The sequence below is a fragment of the Streptomyces changchenzhani genome (assembly GCF_039766235.1).
In the GTDB taxonomy this organism is placed as follows: domain Bacteria; phylum Actinomycetota; class Actinomycetes; order Streptomycetales; family Streptomycetaceae; genus Streptomyces.
On the sequence record NZ_JBDHNH010000017.1, the window covers coordinates 100526 to 111515 of the forward strand.

Below are 10990 nucleotides of genomic sequence, written 5' to 3' on the forward strand. Positions count from 1 at the left end.
GTCAAGTAGCCGGTTCGTGGGCACCGATTGGACAGCCCCGTCACGTGCTGCCATAGGTTGCGGATCAGTTTGCTCCGCCCCCTGCACATGCGAAACATGCGCCACATGCGAAAAGAGGCTCACTCATGAGCGAGGAGAAGACGAGCGTTCTCGAAGGCTTCAAGACCTTCCTGATGCGCGGCAATGTGATCGACCTGGCGGTCGCGGTGGTCATTGGCGCCGCGTTCACCAATGTCGTGAACTCGATCGTCAAGGGCGTGATCAACCCGCTGGTCGGCGCCTTCGGCACCCAGGACCTGGAGAGTTACAGCTCCTGCCTGAAGGACCCGTGCAAGGCCGACCCGGCAGGCGTGATGCAGGGTATCCCGATCATGTGGGGGTCGATCCTCAGCGCGGTGCTCAGCTTCCTGATCACCGCAGCGGTCGTCTACTTCCTCATGGTGCTGCCCATGTCCAAGTACCTGGCCAAGCAGGCCAAGCGGAAGAAGGCGAAGGAGGCCACGGCCGAGGTCATGGAGGCCACCGAGGTCGAGCTGCTGAAGGAGATCAGGGACGCCCTGGTCGCCCAGCGGGGCTCGGGTCACAACAACCCGTAGTCCCTGCTCAGAGGTGGTGGGGCGGCTTCTCGTCGAGGAAGCGGGCGAGGTCGGCCGTGCTGCCGCCCACGGAGGGCCGCTCTCCCCACCCACGGTCCGTGTCGTCCGAGGACTGCTGGTCCATCGGATCGCCGAAGTCCAGCGTCGGCTTCGGCCGGGGCTTGGGCCCGGGATCAGGCTTCTGCGCGGGCGCGGGCTTGTGCTCGGACTCCGGATCGCGCGGTCCGTGGGCGGGGGCGGTGCTCATGCTTCAAGGGTACGGCGGGACAGTGGCTCGCGGCCCCGGCCCCGGCCTCGCCACAGTGCCGGCGCCTCATCGGTCCTCCGGGTCGATGAGCCACAGGACAGGCCATCTGTTGATCTTCGGTTCGGCCGCCGCGATGGGCGTGGGCCTGGAGGTGGCGGTGGAGCAGTCCATCGGCAAGGCGCACATCTCGACGCTCGCCGCTTCGGCCGCCGTCACGGTCCCGGCCGCGCTCTATCTCCTGACGGTGTGGTTTCTGCACTCCCGCCACTCCAAGCGCGGCACGGCCCAGCAGCTGATCCTGCCCGGGGCCGCCCTGGCGGTCCTCGGCTGTACGTTCGCGGGCCAGTGGGCGGTGCTCGCGGCAGGGCTCGTGGCGGCGCTGACGGTGGCGCTGGGTGTGACACTCTCCACGCGTACTCCCGCGCCCCGGTAGCGCCCTGACGCCCAGCTCGCGTGATACGCACGACTGCATGGGACAGAGCACAAGAACAGATTCCTTGACGGACGTGGCCGGTCTTCGGGTCGGCCACGCGTGCGTGCCCGGCGACCGCGCCCTGAGCGGCACCACGGTGGTGCTGGCCCCGGAGGGCGGGGTGGTCGCCGCCGTCGATGTGCGGGGCGGGGGCCCCGGCACCCGCGAGACCGACGCTCTCGACCCGCGCAACCTGGTGCAGCGCATCGACGCCGTCGTGCTGACGGGCGGCAGCGCGTACGGGCTTGACGCCGCCTCCGGGGTGATGGCCTGGCTGGAGGAGCAGGGACGCGGCTTCCAGGTCGGGCCCGACCCTGCGCAGGTGGTGCCGGTCGTCCCGGCGGCCTGCCTCTTCGACCTGGGGCGCGGCGGCGAGTGGCGGGCCAGGCCGGACGCCGCGACCGGGCGGGCCGCCGCCGAGGCCGCCGCCTGTACCGAGGACGGGGCGGGCGTCGCCGAGGGCAATGTGGGGGCGGGCGCGGGCGCGGTCATCGGCGGGATGAAGGGCGGGGTCGGCAGCGCGAGCATCCTCCTCGACTCGGGCGTCACCGTGGCCGCGCTCGCCGTCGTCAACGCCTCCGGCCTCGCGATCGACCCACTGACGGGCGTGCCGTACGGGCGCTACTTCGACGGGCACGCCGGGCCGCCCGACTACCCGGCGGCGGAGGTGCACACGGCCGCCCAGGCCCGCCTGGCCGGGGCGCGCGAGGAGTCGGCGCGGCGCTCGGCGGCCTCCGCGCGCCCCCCGCTCAACACCACCCTCGCGGTCGTCGCCACCGACGTGGAGCTGACCCGCGCACAGGCGCAGAAGCTCGCGGGCACGGCGCACGACGGCCTCGCGCGCGCCCTGCGGCCCGTGCATCTGCTCACCGACGGCGACACCGTCTTCGCCCTGTCGACGGGGGCGCGACCCGTGCTCCACGAGGCACCCGACCCGGCTTTCGCGGTGCAACTGGCCGCCGCCGCGCTGAACGAGGTACTCGCGGCGGGCGCGGACGCGCTGACCCGCGCCGTGACGAAGGCCGTACTGGCGGCCGAAGGTGTGGACGGTCCCGGCGGGGATTACCCGGCGTACCGGGATCTCTACTGACGTACCGGCGGGCCGAGTTGGTCCGGGGGCGCGGGAATGATGTCCGCGCCTCCCACGTTTTTCCCAAGCCCGGTCGCGTTGTCAGACCCAGGGGCTACGTTGAGCACACACCAAGTAACAAGCGGCGACGGCCTGGAGACCCCCTTGAGCGATCCGTACGAGACAACCGAGGAGCACCTCGACAGGCTCCTGGGGCGCGCACTGAACTCGTTCGACTTGCCGGACCTGACCGTCGAGCGGCTCGGTACGGCGCTGGCGCACAGCACGGCCCTGCACTCCTCGCACCACAGCTCGGGTCTGCACCGTGAGACGTTCAAGCACGCCTTCCTGCTCACCGACGGCAGCTCGCTGATGCTGTGGGAGCTGGTGCACAACGCGGGCAGGGACGGCACCACCCAGCACGAGCTGTATCTGGAGCAGGGTGAAGCACGGCTCTCCGCGTCGAGGCTGCCGCGCCCGCGCGGGGCCGAGTCCCGCACGCCCCCCGGGGCCGCGCAGGGCGGCGGAGCCGACGGCCGGGGCACGGACTTCGACACCGATCTGGACGCCGATCTGGACGCGGACCTGGACGCGGACCTGGAGATCCTCGCCGCACTGATGGCCACCCATCCGCCCGCCGCTCCCCGCATCTACGCCCCGGACAACTCCGCGGACCACGCGCGCCGCGTGCTCCGCCGCGCCGAGAACACCGACCGGCCGGGCGAGGACACCGCGCGCGTGCTGCGCGGCGCGCTCGCCCACCAGATCACCCAGGCCTTCGGCCGCCAGTGCAACGTGGAGGGCCGGGACGCCGGCTTCACGCTCTACGAGCATGCCTTCCTGCTGCTCGACGGCAGCGAGGTCAGCATCTGGGAGGTCGAGCACACGGCGACGCCCGACGGCCGCCACATGTGCGAGGTGTACGACACCGAGCACGCGGCGCGCGACGCGATGGAGCTCCGCGCACGGGTGCGCTGACGGAGCAGCGGAGTCGGAGCCGTCGCCGGGGGGCTACGGCTCCGACTCCGAAGGCTCCGACTCCGACGGCTCCGGCGCGTCCAGCTCCGACGGCTCCAGCTCCGGGAGGCGTTTCCTAATCCGGATCCAGCTCCGGCTCTGTCTCCTCGAAGCGTGACGTCGTCCTTCGACGTCGGACAGGGGCTCTCAGGCGGCCACCGCCACCTTCGCTTCCGCTGCCTCCGCGGCCGCCTCCGCCTGTGCGGGCGCCCCGGTCCTGCGCATCCCCTTGAGTAGGATCACCAGGCCCGCCGAGACCGCCGTACCGGCCAGGATCGCCAGCAGATAGAGGAATGGGTTGCCGATCAGCGGGACCACGAAGATGCCGCCGTGCGGGGCCCGCAGGGTGCACTCGAAGGCCATGGACAGGGCGCCGGTGACCGCGCCACCCGCCATCGCCGCCGGGATCACCCGCAGCGGGTCGGCCGCGGCGAACGGGATCGCGCCCTCGGTGATGAACGAAGCGCCAAGCACCCAGGCCGCCTTGCCGTTCTCGCGCTCGGTTTTGGTGAACAGCTTGGAGCGGACGACCGTGGCCAGTGCCATCGCGAGCGGCGGGACCATGCCCGCGGCCATCACGGCGGCCATGACCTTGAGGCTGCCCTCGTTGGGGCTGGCGAGCCCGCCGACGGCGAAGGCGTACGCGACCTTGTTGAGCGGGCCGCCCAGGTCGAAGCACATCATCAGGCCGAGGATGACGCCCAGGATGACCGCGTTGGCGCCGGAGAGGCCGGACAGCCAGTCGGTGAGGGCGCTCTGCAGTTCGGCGATCGGCTTACCGATCACCAGGAACATCAGGAAGCCGACGACCACCGACGAGATCAGCGGGATCACCACGACCGGCATGATGCCGCGCAGCGGCGCGGGCACCTTGACCCGCTGGATCGCCAGCACGACAGCGCCCGCGATGAGACCGGCGATCAGGCCGCCGAGGAACCCGGCCTTGATCGCGACCGCGATCGAGCCGCCGACGAAGCCGGGGACCAGACCCGGCCGGTCCGCCATGCCGTACGCGATGTAACCGGCCAACACGGGCACCAGGAAGGCAAACGCGAGGCCGCCGATCTGGAACATCAGCGCGGCCCAGCTCATGGACTCCGTCCACACGAAGTGCTCCATGACGGACGGCGCCTTGTCGACCGTGTAACCGCCGATGGCGAAGCCGAGCGCGATGAGCAGCCCACCCGCGGCGACGAACTGCACCATGTAACTCACGGGCTACTATCTCCCAGGTACTTGACCTTCCGGCGAGAGGCTAGCAGCGGTGAAGCCGTCTTCCAAGTGGCAGATACATCCCGACCTACAACAGGCACTTGACGAAGGCCGAACCTTCGAGGAGTGGCTGGACGGGCGCAAGCCATGCTGCTCGTACGCCCGAATCACCAGGGACAAGCGCAACGAGATCGGCGTATCCCGCCAGCACCGCAATACCGACGAGTTCGCCGCGCAGCACGGGTGCGCGATCCTCTACCGGTACACGGACAACCACATCACGGCGGCAGACCCGGACATCGAACGGCCAGCATTCTTGCGGTTGGTCCGCGATCTTCGAGCCCGCCAGGTCGAGGAGGGCTACCCCCTGCACGGCATCTTCGTCGTGGAGGAAGAGCGCGTTGTTCGGCTCCCGGAGGACTACCTACGACTGCACCGCGCGCTCACGGTCGACAAGTGCGGACTGTACGGGGTGACCGACACCAAGACCGTCCTGGACGTTCACAGCGACGCCGAGATGATCCGGGGTCTGCTGACTTCCGCCATGGGCGAGCGCGAAGTGATCAAGGTCAAACGCAGGGTCAAACGCAACGTGCGGGACCAGGCGTTGGAGGGGAAGCCGACCGGGCCGCGCCGCTTCGGATGGAAGGGACCAGACACCAAGACCGGGCGTTTGGTGAACGAGAAGCTGGAACCGCAGGAAGCCAAGGTTCTCCGCGAAGCAGTCGAATTGGCCCTGGTGGGCAAGGCGTGGGCCAGCATCGTCAAGCACTTGGACGCGAGCGGGTATCTGACGAACCGGGGCAACAAATGGGCCGTCACCCCGGTTCAGTACATGCTCACGAACCCGGCTCTCTGCGGCTACCGGATGATCAACGGCGAGTTGGTCACCGACCCGAAAACCAGTGACCCGGTGGTGGGCAAGTGGGAGATCGTCTGCACCCCGGAGGAGTGGTTCAAGCTCATCGCTCGGTGCGGCGTGTGGTTCAACCTTGATGGCGATACGGCAACTTCCCGCTTCCGCGACAAGGTCAAGCGGGAGGGGAAGAAGGATTACCGAGAGATCGCGGAGGCAACTCGCCGCTTCTTCCTTACCAACATCGCGCGCTGTGGGTACGTGGACGAGAAGGGAACCATGTGCCTGGCAAAGATGAAGGGCATGGGCCCCAGCGGAACCAACAAGCAGGACCGGTACCGGTGCGGTGAGCCGCGCTGCAACAAGGTGAGCCGCCGCGCCGACTACACGGACAAGGCCATAAGGATTGTAGTCATCAAGGTACTGGAGGAGCAGTTCTCTGCCTTGCAGCCTGACGAGAGAACGTGGTACGGCGAAGAGACATTGAAGTCCCTATTGGCCAAACGCCAAGAGATCAAGGACAATTACGACGCCGGAACATTCAGCCTGGCCGAGTACTTGGAGTTCCGGGACAGTAACGATTCTCAAATCGCTGAGTCTCAGAAAGACCGAACCGAATTCTACGCCGAACAGGCCGCCAGGAACTTCCTAGCCGGGTTCACTCGGAAGAAGTGGGCAAGCTTCGACATACGACAGAAGCGCCAAGCAGCGGCAACAGTCCTACAAGCAGTAATCATCCATCCCCTCCCAAAGGGCCGCGCTCGCAGCAGCCAGTTCGACCCCGACCTGTTGGAGCCAGTATTCCGGGCGTCTTACTGAAACAGGTCTCGCAGTGTCTCAAGCTGTCCCTCGCCCAGGCGGGGGGCAGTTTTCGCGTGCCGGGCCGCCCACGCCTCGATGAGCTGGTCAACCGGGTCATCCTCGCGAAGCCGAGAGCATTCGGGATGCCTAACAGCGGTGGTCACTGCCAGATCTCGCCTTCTGTCTTGGCGCGTGCGGTTTGATCGCGGGCTTGGGTGATGTCGTGGCGAGTCTGGGCGGCGAGGAGTTCTTCGCCGGGGCGGTAGCCGGAGGTGAGGTATTGCCAGGAGGATTCGGTGACGAGGGTGGTGTTCTCGTCCGGGGCGGGGTGGCCGGCACGGGCGTGGGCGCGGTCGGCTTGGGCGGTGCGCCAGGTGCGGCGGACGTCGCGCAGTGCGCCGAGGGTGGTGGAGTAGGCGCGGGATTTGGTGGAGAAGTGGCCGCGGAAGCCGAGCATGTGGGCCCACTTCCAGAGCTTGAGGTCCGCGAATTCCGGCAGGTGGCCGAGGTTCCAGGCGGTGCGGATCATCTGGCGTACGTGGCGCTGGACGCGGAGATCTTTGAGCGGTTCGGCTTGTCCGGTGCCCCCGCAGTCGTCGCACAGGTCGCGGAAGCCGTCCGGGCCGCGCAGGTAGCCGCGACCGGCGCAGGGGTGGCATACCAACGAGCGGTCTACGGTGCCGGAGCCCTCAGCGCTTTTGGTGGCGTACTTGGCGACGTAGGCGGCAACCTTCTGGTCGGTGAGTTCGCCGTCTCCCAGGGCGGTGATTTCGCGTACGTCGATTTGCTTGCCCCAGCGGATTTTGCGTTCACCGACCGCTTTCGAGGGCACGGCGAGGACAGCGTTTTGGGCGGCCTGTTTGATGGCGTGCGTGAGCGCGGCGACGGTGGCCCAAGAGGGCGGGGACTCGTTGCTTCCTGCGGGCCCGTCGAAGCGGATGACGGCGTGGAAGTGGACCAGGCCCCGCTTTTGGTACTCCGCGACTTTGGCGAAAGAGATGCGTACGGCGGCGTTCAGCGCCTTTTGCGTCATGCCCAGGTGCGCGGCGAGGTGGCGGCGCAGGTAGATCGCGTAGCGAGCCCACAGCGCCCCTGCGTGGGCGTTCCACAGCACCGCGCCCGCGTAGTCGTAGGTGGCCGGGTACAGCGGAGTTCCCAGCGCCGGGGCATCCTCCTGGTGGTGCGCACCGCAGCGACAACGCCGGTTGCCGGAGGGGCGGTTGTGGACGGGGCCGAAGGAGGGGGCGGTGAGGGTGGCGAAGACGCGGGGGTGGGTGCGGACGGTTTCGGGGACGGTTTTGCCGCCGGAGAGTCCGGCTTTGATCAGGTGGTAGGTGTCGGCGGCGTAGAGGCGTGAGCAGGCCGGGCAGCGTGAGGAGCGGCGGTTGCCGCACGCGGTCAGGAGCCGCCCGGTGGGTTCATCAGCAGTGGAGTAGGAGCGCACAACGGTGCTGGTCGTCTGGTCGGTGGTGGTGGTCCAGCCGGTGAGGTTGACGGGGCGGGTGCAGCCGCGCAGGTTGCGGACTTGTTCGGTGACGCGGTCGAAGTCGGTGAGGTTGGCCAGCTCCACCAGGTCCCGCACGGCGGGGCTGATCACGTGGCGCAGGTCCAGGAGGCGGGCCATCTCGCGGGGTCCCTTCGGAGGAATGAGGGTGGTTGGGCCGCCGGGTAGCAACTGGCTATGGTGCAGTGCCAGTTGCTACCCGAAGGCATGACGGACCGAGCCCGGTAGGGCTGGGGCGGTGAGATTTGCCGGGAGTGCCGGCCGGGGTCAGGCCGTCAGGGCGGTGTGCAGGGCGTTGGCCATGGGGAGGCCGACGCCGAGTCGCCTCTTGAGCTGGGCGGCGGTGATGCTCTCACCGTGCTCCGTGTGGTGGGAGGCGGCGATGGAGCGGGCTTCGACTAGAAGCGGCTCAGGGACCTTCACCGCAGGCACCGCAGGGGCGGCAGTCACCGGCGCGGGTACGGCCGGGACCGAGGCCGGGGTGGGTACCGGCTGCACCGGTTCGGGCACGGCGAGGGCCGGTTGCCGTGCTGCTTCGACCACGACCGGGGCCGGGGCCGGGGCGGGTGCCGTGTTGGTCCGGGCCACGGCGTGGAAGTGGCGCAGGAGGCCGGGGCCGACGGTGCCCCAGCCGAGGAGGAGGAGCGGGGCGACGGCGTCCACGGCGGCGCGTCCGTAGTGTCCGGCGGCGATGGGTTCCGCGATGTTGAGGGCGAGGGTCAGCAGTCCGGAGACGTGCATCAGACGGGTGGCCGCTTTCATCTCCTCGGGCGGGACGCCGCGCAGGGAGAGGTAGCGCAGGGCGACCAGGAGGCCGACTACCGACAGGTCGACCATCGGGGCGATCAGCGGTGCGATCGGTCCGGGGACGCCGAGGCGCAGGGCCAGGGCCCAGACGTTGCCGAAGGAGAAGACGAACGCCAGGGCGGCGATGACGACCATGACGACGGTCACCGTGCGCTGAGTGATCCTGTCCTCTGTCATTGGGGGTTCACCTCCCTTCAAGTAACCGTTGGGGTAGGGGTGTTGGGGTCAGGCTGCCTGTGCGTCGGGCTTGGCGATGTCCACGGGGGCGTCCCACACGCGCGGGCCCATGAAGGCTTCGAGGAGTTCGGCGGGGTCGCGGGTGAGGTGCGCGGTCTCATCAGCGATGCGGGCGGCGTCGGCGTCGGTGACGTAGGGGGTGCGGATGCGGGTGAAGCCGGGGCGGGACTGGTGGCTCATCGAGGCCACGCCGACATAGGCGGGGTTCTGGAGGTTGATGGGGTTGGCGTCGGCCCAGTTGCGGATGTCCTCCCCGAGCGCGGCCACGGCCGCCTCAGCGGTCTTCTGGGCGAAGGACAGGCCGATGGGACACACGTCACGGATGAACGTGGGGATGGCGTCACCGGTGGACTTCTGCGTGGCCAGGATGGTCAGGATGCCGAAGCTGCGGCCCTTCTTGACCAGGTCTTCCACCAGCCGGGCGTTCTCCGCCGCCAGCGCCGCGAGCTTCTTGGTCTTGGGGTCATTGCCCTTGTAGTCGCGGAAGTAGGTGTGAGCTTCATCGATGATCACCACGACCAGCGGCCAGGTGTCGGACGGGCCGACCTCCCACATGCTCTTCACACCGAGCATGGCGCGGACGGATGAGGAGCGGGCACGGCGCAGGGCCACCAGGCGGCTGAACTCCTCGTTGGCCTCTTCGAGATCGTCTCCGACGAAGGCGAACATGCGCTTGACCAGGTCCGCGTAGTCCCCCTCGTGTGCCTTGGACACCTTCCCGTCGAAGCCGACGAACTGAACGGCGGGCGAGGGCGCCCAGTCGCAGACCAGACGGTTGATGAGGGAGGTCTTGCCGAAGCCCGGGAGTCCGGCCACGGTCACGCCCGGCACCTGGGAGAGATCCACGCTCACGGGCTGGGCGTACTCATCCACCCCCAGATCCCACACGGCGTCCTTCTCCGCCGCCGCACCCGTGGGCACGTGCCCGGTCCGGGTGGTCAGCGGGTCCACGCGCACGCCCCGGATGATGACCTGTCCGGGGCCGTCCGGCAGCACCGAAACCCGCACGCAGCCCCACGCGTCCGCGAGGTAGGGGGCAGCCTTCTGGAACTCCTCCAGGCCCACCTTGGGCAGGCAGTTGGCCCGCGCCACGATCCCGAACCGGTCCGCCTTCACCTTCAGCGCCGGGATCAGAACCCGTGGTTTCGGCGTCTTGCCCTCAGCGGTGGAGAATCCCGCCAGTGCGGTCGGAGTCCTGTCGGTGACGGAGAGACCGACCATCGGGGCAAGGCGCTTCCAGGTCCGGCGCACCCGCACCGCCTGACGGATACTGACCCGCGTCATCGTGTCCGCCATGGCGTAGCGGACGATCCAGGCCACCGCCCAGACGGCGATGAGGGCCAGGACCAAGCCCACCACCAGGGGGGCGTAGGCGTTCAGCTCTTGCACGGTCATTCGTTTTCCTTGGCTTCGTAGAGGAAGGCCGCCAGGGCCATTTCGAGGTCAGACCAGTCCCAGATGTTGGTCACCGGCGGGTAGCCGTGGCCGACGAGTACGGCGGCCACGGCGTTCACCGCGCATTCGGTGAACCGGGGGTCCGGGCCCACGCGGGGCACCGGGTAGGCCCGACAGGTCGTCATGCAGTACTGCGGGTCGAGACAGACATGCGACCCGTCGGGGCCGTTCACGCGGAAGGCTTCTTGGCAGCCTCGGCCGCAGCCGGGATCAGGAGTTCCAGGGACGCCGCGCGGTAGGCGATGCCGTCCGACAGGGAACCGTTGAAGATCCGGGCCCACGGGGTGGCGAACAGCTCGACGGGGCGCACCGGCAGACCGGGCTTGAGGCCGTCCGGCAGACCGTCCGCCGCAACGGTGATCTTCATGGCCTCCGCGCGGTCGTCCTCCATGAGGAACACGGTCACGGTGTAGAGCCGCTGGTTCGTCTCACGGTCGAGGGCGAACTGCGTCTTCTCCTGATCGGCGTACTTCGGGATCGGCAGCGTGCCGACCATGAACGAGGTGGACTCCAGCAGGCCAACGCGAATACGCGCCATGGGTGTTACTTCCTTACTTCGTCCGGACCGCTTGTTCGGCCCTCTTCACAACCGTGCCACATCAGTGGGTGTTGCGCAACAGTTGATTCATGGAGTGATGCACTACAAAGAGGCGACCAGGTGGCGCGAGTGTGTCGCCACGTAGCGGGTGCGCCCGTATCCTGCGGGCATGACACTGG

10 protein-coding genes and 2 pseudogenes are annotated in these 10990 nt (G+C 68.6%); 5 read left to right on the forward strand and 7 right to left on the reverse strand.

The annotated features are described in order from the left end of the window. Window positions 1–125: 125 nt before the first annotated feature. Window positions 126–596 (forward strand): large conductance mechanosensitive channel protein MscL, encoded by a 471-nt coding sequence (gene mscL, locus ABCR94_RS35810; RefSeq protein WP_347125316.1) that lies wholly within the window; start codon window positions 126–128, stop codon window positions 594–596. Between the two features lie 7 nt (window positions 597–603). Here mscL and ABCR94_RS35815 read toward each other — a convergent pair whose 3' ends face one another. Further along, on the reverse strand, window positions 604–843 hold the full coding sequence (locus ABCR94_RS35815) for a hypothetical protein (RefSeq protein WP_347125318.1): 240 nt from the start codon (window positions 841–843) through the stop codon (window positions 604–606). Window positions 844–943: 100 nt separating this feature from the next. Between ABCR94_RS35815 and ABCR94_RS35820 the strand changes: the two are divergent. The 3 genes and pseudogenes from ABCR94_RS35820 to ABCR94_RS35830 all read left to right on the forward strand — a co-directional run. Further along, a pseudogene (locus tag ABCR94_RS35820) lies at window positions 944–1276 on the forward strand (low temperature requirement protein A); the annotation flags it as partial. A gap of 37 nt (window positions 1277–1313) precedes the next feature. Next, complete coding sequence (locus tag ABCR94_RS35825) at window positions 1314–2405, forward strand: P1 family peptidase (RefSeq protein ID WP_347125320.1); 1092 nt, start codon at window positions 1314–1316, stop codon at window positions 2403–2405. 144 nt (window positions 2406–2549) lie between these two features. Then, window positions 2550–3362, forward strand: coding sequence for a DUF6227 family protein (locus ABCR94_RS35830; protein WP_347125322.1), 813 nt, complete (start codon window positions 2550–2552; stop codon window positions 3360–3362). 186 nt (window positions 3363–3548) lie between these two features. Here the strand turns inward: ABCR94_RS35830 and ABCR94_RS35835 are convergent. Next, window positions 3549–4616 (reverse strand): annotated as a pseudogene (locus ABCR94_RS35835) (PTS fructose transporter subunit IIC); the annotation flags it as partial. Between the two features lie 49 nt (window positions 4617–4665). On the opposite strand from ABCR94_RS35835, the gene ABCR94_RS35840 reads away from it, so the two are divergent. Beyond that, window positions 4666–6288, forward strand: coding sequence for a recombinase family protein (locus ABCR94_RS35840; protein WP_347125324.1), 1623 nt, complete (start codon window positions 4666–4668; stop codon window positions 6286–6288). 142 nt (window positions 6289–6430) lie between these two features. Here ABCR94_RS35840 and ABCR94_RS35845 read toward each other — a convergent pair whose 3' ends face one another. From ABCR94_RS35845 to ABCR94_RS35865, 5 genes are all read right to left on the reverse strand, one after another. Continuing rightward, complete coding sequence (locus tag ABCR94_RS35845) at window positions 6431–7894, reverse strand: replication initiator (RefSeq protein ID WP_347125326.1); 1464 nt, start codon at window positions 7892–7894, stop codon at window positions 6431–6433. A gap of 147 nt (window positions 7895–8041) precedes the next feature. After that, window positions 8042–8758, reverse strand: coding sequence for a DUF2637 domain-containing protein (locus ABCR94_RS35850; RefSeq protein ID WP_347125328.1), 717 nt, complete (start codon window positions 8756–8758; stop codon window positions 8042–8044). 48 nt (window positions 8759–8806) lie between these two features. Beyond that, window positions 8807–10213, reverse strand: a complete 1407-nt coding sequence (locus ABCR94_RS35855; RefSeq protein ID WP_347125330.1) for an FtsK/SpoIIIE domain-containing protein — start codon at window positions 10211–10213, stop codon at window positions 8807–8809. Continuing rightward, on the reverse strand, window positions 10210–10446 hold the full coding sequence (locus tag ABCR94_RS35860; RefSeq protein ID WP_347125332.1) for a hypothetical protein: 237 nt from the start codon (window positions 10444–10446) through the stop codon (window positions 10210–10212). The genes ABCR94_RS35855 and ABCR94_RS35860 overlap by 4 nt, the downstream gene beginning before the upstream one ends. Beyond that, window positions 10443–10811, reverse strand: coding sequence for a hypothetical protein (locus ABCR94_RS35865; RefSeq protein ID WP_347125333.1), 369 nt, complete (start codon window positions 10809–10811; stop codon window positions 10443–10445). Before ABCR94_RS35865 ends, ABCR94_RS35860 begins: the two co-directional genes overlap by 4 nt. Window positions 10812–10990 lie beyond the last annotated feature (179 nt).

What these genes read in the sequence shown, in the direction of transcription:
- mscL (WP_347125316.1), top strand. Translation starts at nt 126, where the DNA reads ATGAGCGAGGAGAAGACGAGCGTTCTCGAAGGCTTCAAGACCTTCCTG.
- ABCR94_RS35850 (WP_347125328.1), bottom strand. Translation starts at nt 8,758, where the DNA reads ATGACAGAGGACAGGATCACTCAGCGCACGGTGACCGTCGTCATGGTC.
- ABCR94_RS35855 (WP_347125330.1), bottom strand. Translation starts at nt 10,213, where the DNA reads ATGACCGTGCAAGAGCTGAACGCCTACGCCCCCCTGGTGGTGGGCTTG.
- ABCR94_RS35825 (WP_347125320.1), top strand. Translation starts at nt 1,314, where the DNA reads ATGGGACAGAGCACAAGAACAGATTCCTTGACGGACGTGGCCGGTCTT.
- ABCR94_RS35865 (WP_347125333.1), bottom strand. Translation starts at nt 10,811, where the DNA reads ATGGCGCGTATTCGCGTTGGCCTGCTGGAGTCCACCTCGTTCATGGTC.
- ABCR94_RS35815 (WP_347125318.1), bottom strand. Translation starts at nt 843, where the DNA reads ATGAGCACCGCCCCCGCCCACGGACCGCGCGATCCGGAGTCCGAGCAC.
- ABCR94_RS35845 (WP_347125326.1), bottom strand. Translation starts at nt 7,894, where the DNA reads ATGGCCCGCCTCCTGGACCTGCGCCACGTGATCAGCCCCGCCGTGCGG.